We start from the raw sequence: 20,592 nt of genomic DNA on the forward strand, positions 1-20,592 counted from the left end.
CGGCCGGGGGGCCGTGGGGTGGTGCTGGGTCACGCGGGGTCCTGCGGGCCGGTGCCGGGTGGTGCGGGCCGGTGCCGGGTCGTGCGGGGCTAACCGCTCGTCAGGGTCAGGCGGTGCTTGGTGGCCTGGTCGACCTGGTCCGGGGAGTAGGGCCAGGCGAGCAGCTCGCCCTTCTGCCAGAGAGCGGTCTGGTCGTCGTAGTTGTCGTGGTACGCGTGCCCCGAGGCGCCGCCGACGTTGATCCAGCGGGAGGCGTTGAAGTCGCTCAGGTCGACCACCATCCGCATCGACGGGATCCAGTCCACCTGGTAGCCGGCCGCCGCGTTCCAGCCCGCCGCGTTGACGGCGGCGGTGCCGCCGGAGAGGCGGTACGGGCCGCGGTTGAGCAGGCGGTGCACCAGGCCGGAGGCGATCGAGGAGTCGTCCGAGCCGAGCGTCTGCTCCTTGAGCTCCAGGGTGTGCAGCCGGCCCCAGCTCCAGGTGGAGATGTCCTTGCCCAGACGGGCCGTCAGGTCCTGGCGGGCGTTCTTCAGCGCCTCGGCGAGCAGGTTCCCCAGGCCCTTCCGGGCCTGCCGGTTGGAGTCCTTGTACTCCCACCACGGGCTGTCGGGCTGGGCGAGCAGCCGGCGGACCACCTCGGTCCAGCGGTCGCCGCCGTCCGGCTGGGCCTGGCCCGGGTCGCGGGTGCCGCAGACGGTGACCACCGGATTGTCGTTCAGGTCGTCCTGCGGCAGCATGTCGGCGGACTTCTGACGGACCAGCAGGCAGTCGCCCTCGGCCCGCAGACCGGCCGGGAACTTCTGGCCGAAGGCCAGCGTGAGCAGCTGGCGCCAGACGCCGTTGTAGTAGGCGGCGGCGGCCGAGTCGGCGTCCTGGTTGAAGTTCCAGTCCTTCAGCAGGTCCTGGGCCTCGCGGACGTAGGGGTCGTCGATCCGGACCTTGAGCAGCAGCGGCACCAGGGTCTTGGCCATCACGCTGGTGTTGTCGAGCTGGATCACCTTCATGTCGTCCGGCGAGATCTTCCCGCCGTTCTTCAGGCGGTCGGTGATCTGGTCGGTGATCTCCTTGGCGCGGGTGCCGTACTCCCAGTCGGTGGTGAGCAGGGTCTTGTAGCTCGGGTCCACCACGGCCTGGTTGGCGGTGACGATGTAGCCCTCGGCCGGGTTGAGCACGTACGGCAGCGACTTGAAGGGGACGAACTCGTTCTTCCAGCCGTAGGAGGAGTCCCAGCCCGGCGCCGGGTAGCGGCCGTCGCCCTTGGTGCGCTGCGGGATCATGCCGGGGGCCTGGTAGCCGATGTTGCCCTTGGTGTCGGCGTAGATCAGGTTCTGCGCGGGCACCGCGAAGTCGGCGGCGGCGGCCCGGAACTGGTCCCAGTTGGACGCCTGGTTGAGCTTGAAGACGGCGTCCATGGTCCGGCCGGGGATCAGCGCGGTCCACTGGAGGGCAACGCCGTAGCCGCCGGCCCGGTCGGGCGCGGAGTCGGCCGGGGCGTACTTGCCGACGTTCTGCTGCTCGGTGGACTTGTCGGAGATCAGCGGGCCCCGGTCGGTGGTGCGCACCACGATGGTGCGGTCCTCGCCGCCGGCCACCTTGATGGTCTCCTTGCGGGTCTCGAACTTCCGCTCCTGACCGTCCACCAGGTAGGTGTCCGGGCCGGTGACCTTCTGCAGGTAGAGGTCGGTCACGTCGGCGCCGAGGTTGGTGAAGCCCCAGGCCACGTCCTTGTTGTGGCCGATCACCACGCCGGGCATGCCGGCGAAGGTGAAGCCGGCGGTGTCGAAGCCGCAGGCCGGGCCGGTGGTGCGGCAGTGCAGGCCCATCTGGTACCAGATGGACGGGTTGGCCGGACCGAGGTGCGGGTCATTGGCCAGCAGCGGCTTGCCGGTGGTGGTGTGCTTGCCGTCCACCACCCAGGAGTTCGAGCCGATGCCCTGGCCCTGGCGGCCCAGCAGCTGCGGCATGGTCGCCATCCGGTCGGCCACGTCGGTGAGCAGCGAGGCGGTGGCGGCCCGGGCCTGGCCGGTCGCGGCGGCGGGTGCGGCGGTGGTCTGGCCGTCGGCCGGGCGGTAGGTGCCGTCGGGGCCGACCTTGCCGGTCTTCACGATGGTGCCGTTGCGGTCGTACGGGTACGGCGGGTAGAGCTGCTCGATCTTCTCGGCGCTGAAGTCCTGGGCCAGCAGCGAGCGGTCGATCTCCTCCTGCAGGTTGCCGGAGAGGTTCCACGCCATCGCCTTGAGCCAGGCCACCGAGTCCACCGGGGTCCACTGCTCGGGCTTGTAGTCGCCGTTCACGGTGCCCAGCAGGGCGTACTCCAGCGAGGCCGAGCTGCCGCCGGGGTGCTCGGCGAGCCAGGCGTTCACGCCGTCGCTGTACGCCTGGAGGTACTTCTTGGTGTCGGCCGAGAGCTGGGTGTCGAACTCCTGCTGGGCCACCTTGCGCCAGCCCATGGTGCGCAGGAAGGAGTCGGTCTCGACCTGGCCGTCGCCGAACATCTCGGACAGCCGGCCGGAGGTGACGTGCCGTCGGACGTCCATCTCCCAGAAGCGGTCCTGGGCCTGCACGTAGCCCTGGGCCCGGAACAGGTCCTCGGAGGTGTCCGCGTACAGCTGCGGCACGCCCTTGGCGTCGCGCTTCACGTCCACCGGCGAGGTCATCCCGGCCACCTTGACGGTGCCGTCCAGCTGTGGGAAGGAGGCGCGGACGGTGTGCACGGCGAACCAGCCGCCACCGGCCGAGCCGGCCACCAACAGCACGACCAGCACGATCACGAGCAGACGAGCGCGCCGGAACCTCTTCGAGCGGGGCATCTGGTTGAGTCCTTGGCTGGGAGACGGGCGGCCGTGACAGACCACCACATTAGGGCGCGTGCGGTTCCACGGATGCACTCGGGGCGCCCGTGGCCGGGTCAGGTGGACCCTACCGGCCCCCGGGAAAGCGGAACCCGTCCGGCCAGATGTAAAAGACCAGGTAAAATGTTAGACTCGGTAACGATCCCTGGCTGACCGAGCGTCAGATCCCCTTGCCGGGACCGCCTCCAGACGCCCCATCAGCACAGCCAGCTCCCCCGACCGCCAGCCCCCGACTGCGCCGAGGTGCCACTGCGTGACTGTCGACGACCTGAACCGCTTCCTGCTCGAAGTGGCCGTGGTGCTGCTCTTCGCGGTCGTCGCGGTGCGCTTCTCCACCCGGACCGGCCTCCCCAGCCTGCTGATCTACCTCGGCATCGGCGTGGCACTCGGCCAGAACGGGCTCGGCATCGCCTTCGACAACGCCGAGCTGACCCAGGTGCTCGGCTACGCGGCCCTGGTGGTGATCCTCACCGAGGGCGGACTGAAGACCAGCTGGCGGTCCATCAAACCCGTGATGCCCGCCGCCACCGTGCTGGCCACCTTCGGGGTCGCGGTCAGCGTCGGGGTCACCGCGCTCGGCGCCCACCTGCTGGCCGGCTTCGACTGGCGCACCTCGCTGCTGCTCGGCGCCATCGTCTCCTCCACCGACGCCGCCGCGGTCTTCTCGGTGCTGCGCACCGTCCCGCTGCCGTCCCGGCTGAACGGCCTGCTGGAGGCCGAGTCCGGCTTCAACGACGCCCCCGTGGTGATCCTGGTGGTGGCCTTCGCCACCACCGGCCCGCTGGACTCCTGGTACGTGCTGCTCGGCACGATCATCGCCGAGCTGGCGATCGGCGCGGCCGTCGGCCTGGCGGTCGGCAAGCTCGGCGCCTGGGCGGTGCGGCACATGGCGCTGCCCTCCTCCGGCCTCTACCCGATCGCCGTGATGTCGCTCGCGGTCGGCGCCTACGCCGGCGGGGCGCTGCTGCACGGCTCCGGCTTCCTGGCCGTCTACATCGCCGCCGTGGTGCTCGGGAACTCCAAGCTCCCGCACGGCCCGGCGGTGCGCGGCTTCGCCGACGGGCTGGCCTGGATCGGGCAGATCGGCATGTTCGTCCTGCTCGGCCTGCTCTGCACCCCCGCCGACATGGGCTCGGCCATCGTGCCCGCCCTGGTGATCGGCGCGGTGCTGGTCTTCGTCGCCCGGCCCGCCTCGGTCTTCGCCACCATGACCCCGTTCCGACTCCCCTGGCAGGAGCAGGCCCTGCTCAGCTGGGCCGGACTGCGCGGCGCGGTGCCGATCGTGCTGGCCACCATCCCGCTGGTGCTCCAGCAGGACTCGGCGCTGGCCAACGAGGTCTTCAACATCGTCTTCATCCTGGTCGTGGTCTTCACCCTGCTCCAGGGCCCGACCCTGCCGCTGGTCGCCAAGTGGCTGAAGATCGGCGACGGCTCGATGGGCCACGACCTGGGCATCGAGTCCGCCCCGCTGGAGCGGCTGCACGGCCAGCTGCTCTCGGTCGCGCTCTCCGCCGACTCCCGGATGTCCGGCGTCGAGGTGGGCGAGCTGCGGCTGCCGCCCGGCGCCGCCGTCACCCTCGTCGTCCGGGACGGCAGCAGCTTCGTCCCCGACCGCGCCACCGTGCTGCGGGCCCACGACGAGCTGCTGGTGGTCACCACCGAGGAGGTCAGCGAGGCCGCCGAGAAGCGGCTGCGCGCGGTGGACGAGGGCGGCAAGCTGGCCGGCTGGCTGCGCGGGCGGTCCCGCTCCTGACCTGGCTTTCCTTCCTCCGCGTGGGTGTTCACCGTGAATTCACCGGCGCGGAGGGGTGGCGGAGCGACGCTACCCGCGTAGAATGAGCCAGTAGATCTTCTGAAGCACCGAACTGAAAACACCCGCTACATCTGCCTGAAGCAGAGTTGGCGCGACCGCTCGGCGGCTGCGCCCGGAGGCCCACCCACGGCCCTCCGGGCCGGTAACAACCCCGGTCGACGCGCGAGAGGACGGCTCTCGGCGCCGGTCGGGGTCACCCACACCCCCACTGCGCTACCAGGCAGCAGGAAGGACCGACCGTGACGGCCCGCCGAACGGTCGACGACCCCACCCGCGTCGGGTACGGAGCCCTGCTCCGCACCCCCGGCGCCTGGACGTTCCTGGCACCCGCCTTCGTGGCCCGCCTGCCCTACGCGATGCTCAGCCTGGGCATCGTGCTGCTGGTCCTGGAGACCCACGGCTCGTACGGCACGGCCGGCACCGTGGCCGCCGTCTCCGCCGTCGCGCAGGCCCTGATCGGCCCGCAGACCGGCCGGCTGGCCGACCGCTACGGGCAGTCCGCCGTCCTGCTGCCGAGCGTCGCGGTGCACGCGGTCTCGGTCGGCGCGCTGATCGCCCTGGCCCTCGGCCACGCCCCGGTCTGGGCGCTCTTCCTGGCCGCCGCCCCGGCCGGTGCCAGCGTGCCGCAGATCGGCGCGATGGTCCGCTCCCGCTGGGTGGCCAAGCTCTCCGACTCCCCGGCGACGCTGAACACCGCCTTCGCCTTCGAGTCCGTCACCGACGAGTTCACCTTCGTGATCGGCCCGGTGCTGGCCACCGGCATCGCCGCCGGGGTCTCCCCCTCGGCCGCGCTGATCGCCGAGGCCGCGCTCACCGTGGTCGGCGGCCTGGCCTTCGCGGCCCAGCGCGCCACCGCCCCGGCCCGCCACCCGCGCACCGAGGGCGTCGCCCACGTCTCCGCGCTGGCCTCCCCCGGCGTCAAGCTGCTGGCCGCCTCCTTCCTGGGCGTCGGCACCGTCTTCGGTGCCCTCCAGGTCTCCATCACCGCCTTCGCCAAGGACGTCGGCCAGCCGGACATGAACGGCATCGTCTACGGCATCTTCGCCGGCGGCTCGATGGTGGCCGGCGTGATCTACGGGCTGGTCAACTGGCGCCGCTCGGCCCGTCAGCGACTGCTCGCCTGCTACGCCCTGCTGCTGGCCGGCTGCTCCACCCTGTGGGCGATGCCGAACCTGGCCACCCTGACCGTGGCCGCACTGTTCTGCGGCCTGGCCATCGCCCCGACCCTGATCACCGGCTACACCCTGGTCGAGACCCTGGTCGCCGACGGCGCCAAGACCGAGGCCTTCACCTGGCTCACCGGCGCGATCGGCCTAGGCCTGGCCCTGGGCTCCACGGCGGCCGGCCGGCTGATCGACGGCCACGGCGCCTCGGCCGGCTTCACCGTGCCGCTGGTGGGCGTCGGCCTGGGCCTGGTGGCCCTGCTGACGCTGCGCCACCTGCTGGTCCCGCCGAGCCCCGCGAGCCGTACCGTGGCCCGGGGCGGGCAGCGCGCGGGTGGGCAGGCGGCGGTTCTCACATCGGCGGCGCTGGACTGATCCTGCGGAATGCCGCATCATTGACCACTGTTGGCACTCACCAGGTGAGAGTGCCAGGGGGACGGCCAGGAGGAAGAACACGTGCCCACGTACCAGTACCAGTGCACCCAGTGCGGCCACGGCCTGGAGGCGGTCCAGAAGTTCACGGACGAGGCCCTGACCACGTGCCCGGACTGCCAGGGCAAGCTCCGCAAGGTGTTCTCCGCGGTGGGCGTGGTGTTCAAGGGCTCCGGCTTCTACCGCACCGACAGCCGGTCGTCGTCGAGCAGCTCGGTGAGCTCCTCGTCGTCGTCCTCGACCTCGACCTCGTCGACCCCGGCGTCGTCCTCGACCCCGTCGGCCGCTCCGGCCGCGTCGAGCGGCGGCAGCAGCTCCGGCTCCGGTTCGGCCGGCTGAATCGATCCTTCCCGTCCGGCCCGGCACCGCAAGGTGCCGGGCCGTCGGCGTTCCCCCTGCCGTCACGGGGGGCTCACTCGCCGCCGGTTGCCGGCCCCTCTCCTGCCCGGGCGCTCCGCTCGGCGCTCGTCCCGACAGCCCCTCCAGGCCCAGGGGGCCGGTTGCCGGTCCCTCCCCTGCCCGGGCGCTCCGCTCGGGCACCCTGCTCGGGCGCTCGTCCCGACAGCCCCTCCCGCCCCAGGGGGCTCAGCCCCTCCTCCGTGCGGGTGAAGCCCGTTGTCCACAGGGACAGGTTGTCCACAGGCAGTGGACAACCCCGGCCGCTCTCCTCCCCCGCGCCGCACTCTGATCCCGCGACGCTCCCGCAGCAGGCGGGGGCCGGATCGAAGTCGGTGCCCCATGACCACCACCCCGCACACCCGTGCCTCCGGCGCCCGGGCGACCACCCCGGCCGCCGCCCCCGCCGTCCCGCCGCGCCGGGAGGTCCCGGCCTTCCCGCCCATCCGCCGCGGCTCCGGCGGGCGCCACCGCCTCCAGCAGGCCGTCCGGCACCGGCCGGGCCTGCTCGCCACCGGCCTGCTGGCCGCCGCCACCGCCCTGGCCGCCGGCCCGCTGCGCCCGCCCTCCGGGCCGGTCCCCGCGGCCGAGGCGGTCGCCCTGCCCCGCTGCACCGGTTCCGCCCCACCGTCCTGACCAGTGACGATCCGTCAACCGGCAGCGGTGGAATTCACCCGTGACCATCCGCGTCGACCGTCGTTCAGCGCGACATGAAGGGCTTCAAGGAATTCCTGCTTCGCGGCAATGTCATCGACCTCGCCGTAGCCGTCGTGATCGGCGCGGCCTTCACCAAAGTCATCAACGCCTTCGTCGACGGCGTCATCAATCCGCTGGTCGGGGCGTTCGGCGCCCAAGACCTGTCGGCCTACTCGTCCTGCCTCAAGGGCCCCTGCGCGGTGGACGCCGACGGGAAGGTCACGTCCGGCATCCTCATCCTCTGGGGCTCGGTGATCAGCGCGTTGATCACCTTCCTGATCACCGCGGCGGTGGTCTACTTCGCGCTGATCGTGCCGATGAAGCGCGTGATGGCCCGCTACAAGAGCCCGACCGAGGAGGCCGCCGAGGCGGAGGCCAAGGAGGTCGAACTGCTCACCGAGATCCGCGACGCCCTGGTCCGCCAGCGCTGACGGCGCCTCACCCCGTCCCCTCCCCCTGCGGCTGCCGCGCCGTCATCCCCCGTGGTGCGGTGGCCGCTGACTCAGGTACCAGTCCAGCCCCCGGTCACCGCCGCCACCACCCTCGGAGCCGCCCCAACCCCGGTCGGTGTCGTCACTGGTCTGCCGGTCGAAGGGATCCTCGAAGACCAGTTTGCGCCGCGCCTTCGACTCCGCCCCCTTCTCCTGCTCGGCCCCCTGGCCCGGCTCCTCCACCTGCTCGGTCACTGCCACCACTCCTCAGCTCGGTCCCGCCCGCTCGCCACCCAGCCTAGGCCGCAACGGGGACGGACCCTGCCGGGGCCGAAGCCCCGGCAGGGTCCGTCCGAACCGCCGACCCGACGCCACCGACCTGCCGTCGGCCACGCGTCCGCCGATCACCTGCCCACCTGCTGGCCGGCGATCAGGCCGCCTCGAAGCCCGCGTGGTCCGCGATCTTCTTCAACTCGGCCAGCGCGTGCTTCTCGATCTGGCGGATCCGCTCCCTGGTCAGCCCGTGCTGCTTGCCGACCTCGGTGAGCGTCCGCTCCCGACCGTCCTCCATCCCGTACCGGGACCGGATGATCGAGGCCGTCCGGTCGTCCAGCCGGCCGATCAGCCCGTCCAGCTCCTCCCGTCGGAGCATCACCATGACGGCGTCCTCCGGCGAGACCGCGCCGGTGTCCTCGACCAGGTCGCCGAACTGGGTCTCGCCCTCGTCGTCGACCGACATGTTCAGACTGACCGGGTCACGGGCCCAGTCCAGCACGTCCTTGACGCGCTGCTCGGTGGTGTCCAGCTCGGCCGCCACCTCGGCCGGATCGGCCTCGCGGCCCAGCTCCTTCGACTTCTCGCGCTGCACCCGGCGGATCCGGCCGAGCTCCTCGACCAGGTGCACGGGCAGCCGGATGGTGCGGGACTGGTCGGCGATCGACCGGGTGATCGCCTGCCTGATCCACCAGGTCGCGTAGGTGGAGAACTTGAAGCCCTTCGAGTAGTCGAACTTCTCGACCGCCCGGACCAGGCCCGCGTTCCCCTCCTGGATCAGGTCGAGCAGCGGGAGACCGCTGCGCGGGTACCGCCGGGCCACCGCCACCACCAGCCGGAGGTTCGACCGGATGAAGACGTCCTTGGCCCGCTCGGCGTCCTCGGCTATCGCCTCCAGCTCCTCGCGCTTGACGCCCTTGGGGAGCGTGCCCTCCTCCAGCAGTTGCCGGGCGTAGACGCCCGCCTCTATTCGCAGTGACAGCTCCACCTCCTCGGCGGCGTCGAGCAGCGGCGTGCGCGCGATCTCGTCGAGGTACATGCCGACGAGGTCACGGTCGGCCTCAAGGTTGTTCGGCCGGGCGGTGCGAGTCCGGTCGGCCTTGTCGCGAACGACGGCACGAGTGGCCATGCTTGCTCCCTTGCTGCTGGTGCCGATCTGCCTGGATCCCTCCCCGCCGGGTGTCAGCCGGGGCAAAGGTGTGCGGGCCCCAGGAGGCTCACACGTAACGATCCAACGCACAGAAATAGGACAACATTCCCAACTCGCCCAGTTTCTTCCCGGCATGCAGTATCCTGCGACTTTTCCCGCGCGGTGGTCGACGGTGTGTGATGCACGGACTACGGGGCGTTGACCTGCGGAGCCCCGAACCACCCCCCAGTCCGCACAACGGACGGACACCCGCCATCCGCAGCTTCTCCGCACAAAAGATGCCGAATCGCGATCCGCACCACCCCCGAACCAGCACCCCCACTGGGAAGGTGTTAGTCATGTACCCGCCCATTTCCGGCGCCCGCGCCCAGGTCGTGCCCCCGAACGGCCTGCCCCGCCGGTCCTTCGGCGGTCGGGGCCGGGGCGGCCGGTCCGTCGGCGGCCGGCCCCCGGGCGGCCGGAGCCCCGACCAGCGGACCCCCGAGGGCCGGGCCGCGCTGCGCCGACGGCGGCAACTGCTCACCTGCACCGCCGCGAGCCTGGGCTCGGCCACCCTGCTGGCCGTGCTGGTCCTGCTGGTCCTCGGCGGCTGGGGACCACTCCGGCACCTGGACCGGAGCTGGATCACCGCCCTGCACGAGTACGCCGTCGACCACCCGATGTGGTCGGCCTCCATGCAGACCCTGGCCGACATCGGCAGCACCGTGACCATGCGGGGGCTGCTCACCCTGGCGGCACTCTGGCTCTGGGCCATCGGGGCCCGCACCCTGGGCGGCTGGGCGGCCTCCCTGATACTGACCGGCTGGCTGACCAGCGCGCTCGGCAAGGAGCTGACGGGCCGTGAGCGCCCGGCCTTCCGCGATCCGGTGGCCTCCGCCGACGGCTTCGCCCTCCCCTCCGGGCACGCACTCGCCTCCGCGATCACCTGCGGGGCCCTGGTGATCCTGGTCTGGCCCCGAGCCGACCGGACCGGCCGGATCGCCGCCTGCACCGTGGCCGGCCTGTCCGTGCTGACGATCGGCTGGACCAGGATCGCGCTCGGACTGCACTGGCCCAGCGACGTCCTGGCCGGCTGGCTGGCCGCCGTCCTGGTGATCGGCGGCGTCACGTTGGCGATCGAGCTCTGGCGGCCGGGTGCGCTCTCCCGGGACGTCCGCCGGGTCGGCTGGCGGACCAGACCCCGGGTGCAGCGGGTGCTCGCGGCTCCGGCCCCGGCCTCCGACGCCCCGCTCCCCGCACCGCCACCCCTCGCCACCTCGGCCGACAGCCCGCACCGACCCCCCGCACCGGACCCCGGCCGCACCCCCGGTCCCGCTTCGGACCCCAGGACCGGTACCGGACCGCACTCCTGACGGATCGTGAGAAGGATCACATGGAGACCTCCGGGCGGCATGGGGAGGGATCGGGCAGGGCATCATCAACCAATTCACTCCCTATCGGCAGCGGAAAAATCACCCTGAACCGGCACTTTCACGACGCACGGCGCTCCGTCAGCATGCCGACCGCCCGGGCCGGAGAGATTTCCGGCACACGGCACGGGGCTCCCCAGTCGGTGCCACGGTGCGGCAGACTTCTCCGGCCGGGTGTGCCTGCGCCCGGCCGGGCCGGGCAGTCGCCGCACTTCCGCTGCCCAGGCACCGAGTGACGGGGGTCGGATGACCATGCACAGGACGGACGAGCCGGCCAACCCCTACGGCGAGCCGCCCGCCGGGCCGTTCCACCACGGCCCGGACGTCCCCGGCCCCGATGGCCAGGGCGGCAGTGGCCAGGTGCCCGACAGCCGGTTCCCCGAGGGCTTCTTCCGCGACGAACCCGCCGCCGCACCCGCTGCTCCCGTTGCTCCGCCCGGCCCCGTCCCGGGCCCCGATGGCTACGGCTACGGCTACGACGCCCCCGGCCCGTACGGCATCCCCGGCCAGCAGCCCCCGGCCCAGCCGACCGTGCAGCTCGGCCAGGTCCAGCCGCAGCCCCACCCGACGATGCAGCTGAGCCAGCCGCTCAGCCACCCCACCATGCAGTTCGGCCAGTCCCAGCTCCCCGGGCCCCGGCCGCCGTACCCGGGCCAGACGCAGGGACCGGGTCAGCAGGCGGCTCCCCCGATGCCGTCCGCTCCGCCGATGCCACCCGCCGTCCCGGTGGTCGCCCCGATGGTCCCGGTCGCCGGGGGCGGGATGCCGGACGCCACCATGCAGTTGACCGCCGTACCGGCCACCGCGCCCGCGCGGCCCCAGGCACCGCGGCCGGAGCAGCAGCCCGAGGCCGAGTCCGAGGCCGCCAAGGCCGGCCGGACCGCCCGCAACGGCATGATCATGGCGCTCGGCTCGCTCAGCTCCCGCGCGCTCGGCTTCGTCCGGGCGGCCGTGATCGCCGCCGCGATCGGCGTCGCCAAGGTCGGCGACGGCTACGCGGTGGCCACCATGCTGCCGAACACCATCTTCATCATGCTGATCGGCGGGGTGCTCAACTCGGTCTTCGTGCCCGAGCTGGTCCGGGCCGCCCAGCAGCACGCCGACAAGGGCGTGGCGTACACCAACCGGCTGCTGACGGTCTGTGGGGTGGCCCTGATCGGGATCACCGCCGTGGCCTTCTTCTCCGCGCCGGCGATCGTCGACGCCTACACCAACTACGGCCCGGACGACACCGCCCAGCGCGAGCTGACCCTGGCCCTGGCCCGGTACTGCCTCCCGGCGATCCTGTTCTACGGCCTGTTCGGCCTGCTCGGCCAGGTGCTCAACTCCCGTGACCGGTTCGGCGCGATGATGTGGGCGCCGGTGCTGAACAACGTCGTGGTGATCACCGTCTTCGGCCTCTACATGGTGCTCTTCGACTTCGCCGAGAACGCCTCCGCCGTCTCCAGCGGCGGGGCCCTGCTGCTCGGCCTCGGCAGTGCCTTCGGCATCCTGGTCCAGGCCCTGGCCCTGCTGCCCTCGCTGCGGGCCTCCGGCTTCCGCTTCCGGCCCCGCTTCGACTGGCGCGGCTCCGGCCTGACCGCCCCGCTGAAGGCGGCCGGCTGGGCACTGATGCTGGTCGTGGTCACCCAGCTCTGCTTCCTCGGCATCACCAACCTGGCCACCGGAGCGCTGGCCTCCGCCGAGGCGGACGGCTTCACGGGCATCGGCCTCGGCTACACCGCCTACAACAACGCCTACCTGCTCTTCGTGGTCCCGCAGGGCATCATCACCGTCTCGCTGGTCACCGCGATCCTGCCGAACATGTCCCGCTCGGTGACGGCCGGCCGCTTCGCCGAGGTCGGCCGGGAGCTGTCCCAGACCCTGCGCAGCTCGGCCGGGATGATCGTGCCCGCCGCCGCCGTCTTCCTCGCGCTGGCCACCCCGATCGCCCGCCTCGCCTACGGCCACGGCAACGTCAAGGCCGAGGACGTCGAGGTGATCGCCCAGGTCCTGATGGCCTTCGCGATCGGCCTCCCCGCCTTCTGCGCCCAGTACGCGCTGGCCCGTGGCTTCTACGCGATGAGCGACGCCCGCACCCCGTTCTGGCTCACCACCGCCATCTCGGGCGGGAACGTCGCGCTCTCCGGCCTCGCCTTCCTGGTGCTGCCGGGCCGCTGGATCATCGTCGGCATGGCCGGCGCCCACACCCTGGCCGTGCTGTTCGGCGTGGCCCTCACCGGCCGGGCGCTCGGCCGCCGCCTACGCCGCGAGGGCACCACCGCGCCGGCCGGCCACGCCGCACCGCCCGCCCGGGCCGACCTCCCGCCGGACGCCACCCTGGTGCTCGGCACGGGTCTCGGGCTCGGCTCCGGAGGGGCCCGCCGTGCCCCGGCCGGCAGCGGCCTCGACGGCGTCAAGCTGGTCGTGCTGCACCTCGCGCTGGCCGCCGCCTGCGCTCCCGGTGGCCTGGCCGCCTACTGGCTCACCGGCGCCGTCTCCGACCTCGTCCCGAACGAGGTCATCGCCGCCCTGCTCTCCCTCGGTGCCGGCTCGGTCCTGATCCTGGCCTCGGTCCTGCTGCTCGCCCGCCCGCTCGGCGCCGGCCCCGCCGTCGCCCCGCTGGCCCGCAAGCTCCGCATCCCCTACCCGACCCCGGCCCCGACCCCGGCCCCGGCCCCGGCCGCCGACCCCGGCCCGGGCAACGGCAAGCACCGCCGCTGACCCGCCCGGGCGGGCCCCTGACGGCCCCTCAGCAGACACGAACGGAGGCCGGCTCCCTGATGGGGGGCCGGCCTCCGTCACGTCTTCGGCCGACGACCGTCCGGCCTGACCTGTACTCAATGTGTACCAGAGCGGCAGAGGCCCTGCCGTCCTGTGGACGGCAGGGCCTCTGACCAGCGCGTTTACCGTGCCCCATGCAGGATTCGAACCTGCGACACCGGCTTTAGGAGAGCCGTGCTCTATCCCCTGAGCTAATGAGGCGGGGTTGCGGTGCACTCGCCGGGATCCCGTACGCGACCGTCCGGACAGCCTGGAGCGAGCACCGGACACAGACTAGCGGATCGCGCTGCCGCCGATCAGCCCCACCGGTCCGGCACCGATCCGGGCCGCCCCGGCGCCGACCGTGGCTACGATGCCCCTGACTGTCGATCAGGGACCGCCGGGGGCTCCCTGTCCCGCCCGGCAGCTGCAGAACGCCGCCGCGGCGCGGCCGGGGCCGGGCCGGTCGGGGCAGCCCTGGTCGTGGGCGCGGGGACCTCGATCGCCGTGAGCAGCCCGGCTCCGCGGAACCGATGACGAGAACCACGATCAGGACCGGCCCTCCCGGGCGCGCGCCCCGGCACGAGGCCGGTTGAGCAGTGCAGGTGGGTCCGGTGGGGCAGGATGCGGGTTTGACGGTGTGTCGGGGGTACAGGCGACGGGGGTGTGAAGGTGACGGAACGGGAGGTTGCGGTGCGGGTGCAGCGGTTGGCCCAGGTGGCGGTCGGGTGTGCCGGGGCTGCGGCGGTGGTGCTGGTGCTGATGATCGGCTGGCGCGGTCTGGGCGTGGTGCTGGCCGGGGCGATCGGGCTCGGAGTGGCAGCCGCCGGGGCCTGGTGGGCGGTGGCGCACCGGGGGGCGCCCCGGGTGTTCGGCGCGGTGCTGGCCGTGGCGGCGCCGGTCTGGGTGCTGGGCTTCCTGGTGCAGAGCGGGCTCGGGCTGGAGGCCGTGCTGACGGTCTCGCTCTGGGCGGGCGGGATGGCCGCCGCCACCGAGGCGCTGCGGCTGGACAAGCGGGCCCGCCGCGCCGACCGGACCCCGGCCGCGCCGAGGGCCCGCAAGCCGGTGCTGATCATGAACCCGAAGTCCGGCGGCGGGAAGGTCGAGAAGTTCGACCTGGTCCGCAAGGCCGAGGCACGCGGGGCCCGGGTGGTGCTGCTGGACGGGCAGGACGTCTCCGAGCTGGCACGGCGGGCGGTCGCCGAGGGCGCCGACCTGCTCGGGGTGGCGGGCGGTGACGGCACCCAGGCGCTGGTGGCCGAGGTGGCCGCCGAGCACGACCTCCCGTTCCTGGTGATCTCGGCCGGCACCCGGAACCACTTCGCGATGGACCTCGGTCTGGACCGCAACGACCCGTCCACCTGCCTGGACGCACTGACCGACGGCATCGAGCTGCGGGTCGACCTGGGCCGGGTGGCGGACCTGCCGTTCGTGAACACGGTCTCGTTCGGCGCCTACGCCGAGATCGTGCAGAGCCCGGACTACCGGGACAACAAGACCGTCACCGCCCTCGGCGCCCTGCCCGACCTTCTGGCCAACAAGATCGGCGCCCGGCTCACCGCCGAGGCCGACGGCACCCGCCTGACGGACCCGCAGGCCGTGCTGGTCAGCAACAACCCGTACGAGACCGGCGACCTGCTCGGCGCGGGCAGCCGCCCCAGCCTGGAGACCGGCCGGCTCGGGGTGCTGAGCCTGAAGGTGGACGGCGCCGCGCAGGCCGCCGAGCTGGCACTCCGGGGGGAACAGGCCCAGGGGCTGACGGTGCTGACGGCCCGTGAGGTGACCGTGACGGCCGAGGCCGGCACCGACACCATCCCGGTCGCGGTGGACGGCGAGGCGCTGACCCTGCCGACCCCGGTACGGTGCGGCATCCGGCCCGGAGCACTCCGGGTGCGGGTGCCCAGGGACCGGCCGGGCGCCGAGACGGTGGCCCCGCTGCGGGACTGGCGGCGGGTCTGGCGGCTGGCCACCGGTGAGGCCGCGGCGGGCGAGGACCCGGGGAAGGCCGCCTGAACGCCCGTCAGGGCCGGCCGGCAACGGCCGGATGGTGGCGGCCGAACGGGTGCCGGTGCGGAGGTCGGGGCCGGTGGTGGGTGAGGATGACAGTGATGACGAGGGAGGTGACGGTCGATGCGGAGCCCGACGACCGGTAGGTGGTGGCCGCTGTCCCAAGCGGTGGTGACGGACCTGGCGGCGCTGGACCGCTCGGTGTACGGCGCGGTGGCGGCGACGCCGACGCCCGTGCTGGACGGGGTCATGCGGCGGCTGTCGGCGGCGGCCGACCACTCGAAGCTGTCGTTCGCGGTGGCCGGCCTGCTGGCGCTGCGCGGCGGTTCGACCCGGCGGGCGGCGGTGCTCGGAGTGGCGGCGATCGGCCTGGCCTCGGCCACCGCAAACCTGCTGGGCAAGAACCTGGTACGGCGCGAACGCCCGGACCGGGCCGGTGCGCTGGTGCCGGAGGCCCGGCACGTCCCGATGCCGAGCTCGGCGTCCTTCCCGTCCGGGCACTCGGCCTCGGCCTTCGCCTTCGCGGTGGCGGTCGGTGCCGAAGTCCCGCAGACCGCCGTACCGCTGGCCCTGCTGGCCGCCACCGTGGCGTACTCGCGGGTGCACACGGGGGTTCACTACCCCGGGGACGTGGTGGCCGGTTCGCTGCTCGGCGTCGCGGCGGCCACGGCGGTCCGCCTGGTCGGCGTGGGCACCTTCGGTGCGGCCCAGCAGGACTGACGGAGGGTCGGACGGCCCCGGCCCCGGCCACGGCGGCCCCGGCACGAGCCCGGACGGCCGGGGCGCCGCCGGGCCACCGCCGGGCCACCGAGCAGCCGGGGCGCCCCGCGTGAGCACCGCCACAGGCTGACGCCCTCCGGACCGGGAATGGTGCCGGAGGGACCTGACCGGGAGGGTGAGTTGACGGCGGAGCGGATGATCGGGCTGCTGGCGGAGACCGGCGGCTTCACCTGCTGGGACGAGCCGGTGGGACTGCCGCCGGACGACCCGGACTACCGGGCGGCACTGTTGCGGGCCCGCGAGCGGACCGGGCTGGACGAGGCCGTGACCACCGGCCGGGTCCGGATGGCGGGCCGTCAGGTGGCCCTGGTGGTGTCGGAGTTCGGCTTCCTGGGCGGATCGATCGGGGTCGCCACCGCCGAACGGATCACCCGGGCGGTGGAACGGGCCACGGCCGAGCGACTGCCGCTGCTGGCCCTGCCGGTCTCCGGCGGCACGCGGATGCAGGAGGGCACTGCCGCGTTCCTCTGCATGGTGCGGATCACCGCCGCCGTGCAGGCCCACCGGGCCGCCGGACTGCCCTATCTGACCTACCTGCGCAATCCCACCATGGGCGGGGTGTTCGCCTCCTGGGGCACGCTGGGCCACCTGGTGCTGGCCGAGCCAGGCGCCCGGCTGGGCTTCCTCGGGCCCCGGGTCTACCGGGAGCTGCGCGGGGTGGAGCTCCCGGAGGAGGTGCAGCGGGCCGAGACGCTGGCGGCGCACGGGCTGATCGACGCGGTGGTCCCGCCGGAGCGGCTCGCCGAGACGGTGGCCCGGGCCCTGGCCGTCCTCGCCGACCCGCCGGCCCCGTGCACCGACCCGTCCACCGACCCACCGGCCGCGCCCACCGACCAGTCCACCGGCCCGTCCGCCGACCCGCCGGCCGCGCCCACCGACCCGTCCGCTGCCCCCGAACCACCCCCGGCAGCCGACCGGGCGGTGGCCGCCGATGCCTGGGCAGCGGTGCTGCGCAGCCGCGCACCGGAGCGACCGGGCGCGGACGCGGTGCTGGCCGCCGCCGATCCCGGGTGGCTGGAGCTGGCCTCGCCCGGCCCGGCCCTGGTCCGCGCGCTGGCCCGGTTCGACGGGCAGCCGGCCCTGGTGGTGGGACAACGCCCCGGCGAGGAGCGGCCGTTCACCGCCGCCGAGCTGCGCAGCGTGCGCCGGACGGCCAGGACGGCCGAGCAGCTCGGCCTGCCGCTGGTGACGCTGGTGGACACCTCCGGTGCCGAACTCTCGGTCCGTGCCGAGCTGGACGGCCTGGCGCTGGAGATCGCCCGCACCCTGGAGACCCTGGTGGCACTGCGCTCACCGGTACTGGCGGTGCTGCTCGGCCAGGGCTCGGGCGGCGGGGCGTTGGCCCTGCTGCCGGCCGACACCGTACTGGCAGCGAGCAGCGGCTGGCTGGCCCCGCTGCCGCCGGAGGGCGCCTCGGCGATCGTGCACCGGGACGGCGCACACGCGGCCGAGCTCGCCCGCTCGCAGGGCATCGGGGCCGCCGACCTGATGGCGGCGGGCCTGGTCGACCACATCCTGTCGGAGGGCGGGGACGGTGCACCGGACCCCGGCTTCGCACCCCGGGTCGCCCGTGCGGTGGGTACCGCGCTCGCCGGGTTGACGGCCCGTCCGGACGGAGAGCGCCTGGCAGCACGGGCCGCACGCCACCGCCGACTCGGCGGCGGCTGAGCCCCGGGCCGATGCCGGCCGACCGACCGACCAGGAGCGCGCCCCTACCCTGACGGCGCTCCTACCACCCGGCCCCGCACAGTCAGACGAGCACCGTGAGCCCGCACCGCACCCTGACCTGGCTGCTCCCCGCCCTGTTGACGCTGGCCGTCGGCCTGCTCGGGATCAGCACCCCGGAGCTCTGGCGGGACGAGCTCGCCACCTGGAGCGCCACCTCGCGCAACTGGCCCGAGCTGTTCGGCATGCTCGGCCGGGTGGACGCCAGCCACGGTGCCTACTACCTGCTGATGCACGTCTGGAGCGGACTGTTCGGCTCCTCCGTGCCGGCCCTGCGACTGCCCTCCGCCCTCGCCATGGCCGGGGCCGCCGCCTTCGCCGCGCTCACCGCGCGCCGGGTGTACGGCAGCGGGACCGCCGGCCTCGCGGCCGGGCTGCTGCTGGCCACGGTGCCGACCGTCTCCCGGTACGCCCAGGAGGCCCGCAGCTACGCCCTCGTCACCTGTGCGGTGGCGGCCGGGAGTTGGCTGCTGCTGCGAGCACTGGACCGGCCGACGGTCGGCCACTGGGCCTGGTACGGGCTGGCGGTGGCGGCCGGCGGCGTGCTCCACCTGGTCTCCCTGGCGGCACTCGCCGGCCACGCGGCCTTGGTCCTGACGCACCGTCGGTCCGACCACCCCGTACCCGACCCCACGCCCACAGACCCCACCCCCGCACACCCTGACCCCACAGACCCCACCCCCACAAGCCCCGCAGACGCCACGCCCGGCTTCCGGCGACCGACCGGCCCGTGGCTGCTGACCGTCCTGCCGGCCCTGCTGCCGGCCGTCCCGGTGGCGCTGCTCGGCCGGAGTCAGTCCGGCCGCCAACTCGGCTGGCTGGGCCGGCCGGGGGCGGAGGAGCTCCGCCTGGTGTGGGCGGGCATCCTCGACTCCCACGAGGTGCTCTCCCTGTTCTGCCTGCTGGCCGGGCTCGCCCTGCTGCGGCCCGGGCGGACCCGTGCCGCCGTCCGCGTGCTGCTGCTCGGCACCCTGCCGGTGGTCGCGGTCTGGCTGCTCTCGCAGGGCCCGTCCTCCTACTTCCTCGCCCGCTACCTGCTCTTCACCGTCCCGGCCTGGGCCGCCCTGGCCGGCGGCGGGGTGGCTGCGGCCGTAACGGCGGTGGCCCGGGTGGCGCCCCGTCGGCTGGCGGCGGCGGTGGCGGTCTCCCTGGTGCTGCTGTCGCTGGCGCTGGGCGCCTTCCCGCAGCTGAGCATGCGTCAGCGCTACGGGCACAGCGGGTACGTGGCGTTCGGGAGCGATGACCGGGACTACCGCGGCGCCGCCGCACTGGTCGCGGCGGGGTACCGGCCGGGCGACGGGATCGTGCCGGTGGCCGGGGAGCAGGCGTGGGCGATGGTCGGCCCGGGCATCGCCTACCACCTGCCGTCGGGCGTCCGGCCGCCCCCGCTGCTGGTCGAGCGGAGCGCCGTGCAGGCGGACGACCTCTATCCGGTGGAGTGCCCGGCCCCGGCCCACTGCCTGGGCACCGCGCCCCGGACCTGGGTGGTCAACCTGGCGACGGTCAGCGATCCACTCACCGGCCTGACGTCGGCTCAGACCGTCGCCCTGCGAGCGGAGTTCACCGTTGCCCGGGTGCAGTACGTCCGGGGCCTGACGGTCGTCCTCCTGGTACGGCGGTGACCCCGGAGCGGAAACCTCGGAGCGGAACCCTCGGAGCGGGGTCCTCGGGGCGGGGTCACCACGCGGGTGACGGAGCGTCAGCCAGCGGATGCGGCACCGGACCGCCCGGGTGAGGATGGCCGGTGGGGGCAGGGCCGAGCCAGACGGAGGTACAGGTGACCCAGCCGCCACCGGCCGGCCGCGACAGCAGCAGCAGCGAGGAGAGCGGCAGCGGCAGCCGCGGTGACCGCCTCAAGGCCCGCTCCGCCGCCCTCACGGCCACCGCCAAGGGCCTCCCCGACCGGGTGCCGCTCGTCGGCCGGGCGGTCGGCCAGCTGATCCGGGTGAACCTGCTGGACAACGCCACCCGGCTGGCCGCCCAGGCGTTCCTCAGCGCACTGCCCGCGCTCTTCGTGGTGGCGGTCTTCGCCCCGGCCTCGGTCCGGGACGGGGTGGTCGGCTCGCTCAAGGACCAGCTCGGCATCGAGGGCGAGGCCCAGCAGCAGGTGCGGCAGCTGATGGCGGCCGGCAGCGACGACGTGACCCAGAGCTTCGGGGTGGTCGGTGCGCTGGTCACCCTGCTCTCGGCCACCGCGCTCAGCCGGGCCATGCAGCGGGTCTGCGAGCGGTGCTGGGAGCTGCCCAAGTCCGGGGTCCGGCTGGCCGCCTGGCGCTGGCTGGCCTGGCTGGTGGTCTGGCTGGCCTTCCTGGTCGGTCAGGCGCCGGTGCGCAAGGGCTTCGGGGCGGGCCCCTGGCTCGGCCTGCCGCTCTACCTGCTGCTGGCCACCGCACTCTGGTGGTGGACCCAGCACCTGCTGCTGGGCAACCGGGTGCGCTGGTTCCCGCTGCTGCCGGGTGCCGTGCTCTGCGGGGTGGCGGTGCTCGGCCTCGGCCTGGCCGCCCAGCTCTACCTGCCGCGCGCGGTGGCCCAGAGTGTGGACCGGTTCGGCCCGTACGGCGTGGTGTTCACCAGCCTGAGCTGGCTGATCGTGCTGTTCTCCGCCGTCACGTTGGCCATCTCGCTGGGCCGGGTGCTGGCCGAGGAGCCCGTCGTGGCGCGGCTGCTCGGTACGACCGACGAGCCCGGCCGCTGGGGCGGCCGGGCTCGTTGAAGGGGTGCTG

At 73.7% G+C, this 20,592-nt stretch carries 15 protein-coding genes and 1 tRNA gene; 12 read left to right on the plus strand and 4 right to left on the minus strand.

Going from position 1 to position 20,592, the window contains the following annotated elements; genetic code table 11:
- Positions 1–89: 89 nt before the first annotated feature.
- Entirely contained in the window at positions 90–2,810 is a 2,721-nt protein-coding gene (locus ACIRBX_RS28800) for a penicillin acylase family protein (RefSeq protein WP_402301010.1), read from the minus strand.
- A gap of 295 nt (positions 2,811–3,105) precedes the next feature.
- Between ACIRBX_RS28800 and ACIRBX_RS28805 the strand changes: the two genes are divergently transcribed.
- The 5 genes from ACIRBX_RS28805 (at position 3,106) to mscL (ending at position 7,783) form a co-directional block, all read left to right on the plus strand.
- The gene (locus tag ACIRBX_RS28805; RefSeq protein WP_402301013.1) at positions 3,106–4,605 is read left to right on the plus strand and encodes a potassium/proton antiporter; all 1,500 of its coding nucleotides are present in this window, start codon (positions 3,106–3,108) and stop codon (positions 4,603–4,605) included.
- 299 nt (positions 4,606–4,904) lie between these two features.
- Positions 4,905–6,203, plus strand: coding sequence for an MFS transporter (locus tag ACIRBX_RS28810; protein ID WP_402301015.1), 1,299 nt, complete (start codon positions 4,905–4,907; stop codon positions 6,201–6,203).
- An 81-nt stretch (positions 6,204–6,284) separates the two neighbouring features.
- Positions 6,285–6,599, plus strand: a complete 315-nt coding sequence (locus ACIRBX_RS28815) for an FmdB family zinc ribbon protein (RefSeq protein ID WP_402301017.1) — start codon at positions 6,285–6,287, stop codon at positions 6,597–6,599.
- Between the two features lie 399 nt (positions 6,600–6,998).
- The gene (locus ACIRBX_RS28820; RefSeq protein ID WP_402301019.1) at positions 6,999–7,292 is read left to right on the plus strand and encodes a hypothetical protein; all 294 of its coding nucleotides are present in this window, start codon (positions 6,999–7,001) and stop codon (positions 7,290–7,292) included.
- A 74-nt stretch (positions 7,293–7,366) separates the two neighbouring features.
- Positions 7,367–7,783: a large conductance mechanosensitive channel protein MscL gene (gene mscL / locus ACIRBX_RS28825; RefSeq protein WP_402301021.1), complete on the plus strand. Its 417-nt coding sequence runs from the start codon at positions 7,367–7,369 to the stop codon at positions 7,781–7,783.
- A gap of 42 nt (positions 7,784–7,825) precedes the next feature.
- On the opposite strand, the gene ACIRBX_RS28830 is transcribed toward mscL, so the two are convergent.
- Positions 7,826–8,038, minus strand: a complete 213-nt coding sequence (locus tag ACIRBX_RS28830; RefSeq protein WP_402301023.1) for a hypothetical protein — start codon at positions 8,036–8,038, stop codon at positions 7,826–7,828.
- A gap of 175 nt (positions 8,039–8,213) precedes the next feature.
- Entirely contained in the window at positions 8,214–9,185 is a 972-nt protein-coding gene (locus tag ACIRBX_RS28835) for a sigma-70 family RNA polymerase sigma factor (protein ID WP_402301026.1), read from the minus strand.
- A gap of 359 nt (positions 9,186–9,544) precedes the next feature.
- On the opposite strand from ACIRBX_RS28835, the gene ACIRBX_RS28840 reads away from it, so the two are divergent.
- Together ACIRBX_RS28840 and murJ are read left to right on the plus strand one after the other, a co-directional pair.
- A complete protein-coding gene (locus ACIRBX_RS28840) occupies positions 9,545–10,558 on the plus strand; it encodes a phosphatase PAP2 family protein (RefSeq protein WP_402301028.1) in 1,014 nt (337 codons plus the stop codon).
- 303 nt (positions 10,559–10,861) lie between these two features.
- Entirely contained in the window at positions 10,862–13,318 is a 2,457-nt protein-coding gene (gene murJ, locus ACIRBX_RS28845; protein ID WP_402301030.1) for a murein biosynthesis integral membrane protein MurJ, read from the plus strand.
- A 188-nt stretch (positions 13,319–13,506) separates the two neighbouring features.
- Here murJ and ACIRBX_RS28850 read toward each other — a convergent pair.
- Positions 13,507–13,579 (minus strand) — tRNA-Arg (locus ACIRBX_RS28850).
- A gap of 450 nt (positions 13,580–14,029) precedes the next feature.
- On the opposite strand from ACIRBX_RS28850, the gene ACIRBX_RS28855 reads away from it, so the two are divergent.
- The 5 genes from ACIRBX_RS28855 (at position 14,030) to ACIRBX_RS28875 (ending at position 20,582) form a co-directional block, all read left to right on the plus strand.
- Positions 14,030–15,370: a diacylglycerol/lipid kinase family protein gene (locus ACIRBX_RS28855; RefSeq protein ID WP_402301033.1), complete on the plus strand. Its 1,341-nt coding sequence runs from the start codon at positions 14,030–14,032 to the stop codon at positions 15,368–15,370.
- 117 nt (positions 15,371–15,487) lie between these two features.
- Positions 15,488–16,084, plus strand: coding sequence for a phosphatase PAP2 family protein (locus ACIRBX_RS28860; protein WP_402301036.1), 597 nt, complete (start codon positions 15,488–15,490; stop codon positions 16,082–16,084).
- Positions 16,085–16,264: 180 nt separating this feature from the next.
- Positions 16,265–17,812, plus strand: coding sequence for a carboxyl transferase domain-containing protein (locus ACIRBX_RS28865; RefSeq protein ID WP_402301038.1), 1,548 nt, complete (start codon positions 16,265–16,267; stop codon positions 17,810–17,812).
- A gap of 95 nt (positions 17,813–17,907) precedes the next feature.
- Entirely contained in the window at positions 17,908–19,491 is a 1,584-nt protein-coding gene (locus ACIRBX_RS28870) for a glycosyltransferase family 39 protein (protein WP_402301041.1), read from the plus strand.
- Positions 19,492–19,646: 155 nt separating this feature from the next.
- Positions 19,647–20,582, plus strand: a complete 936-nt coding sequence (locus tag ACIRBX_RS28875; protein WP_402301044.1) for a YhjD/YihY/BrkB family envelope integrity protein — start codon at positions 19,647–19,649, stop codon at positions 20,580–20,582.
- Positions 20,583–20,592: the final 10 nt, after the last annotated feature.

The sequence above is a fragment of the Kitasatospora sp. NPDC096147 genome (assembly GCF_044763225.1).
Classification (GTDB): domain Bacteria; phylum Actinomycetota; class Actinomycetes; order Streptomycetales; family Streptomycetaceae; genus Kitasatospora.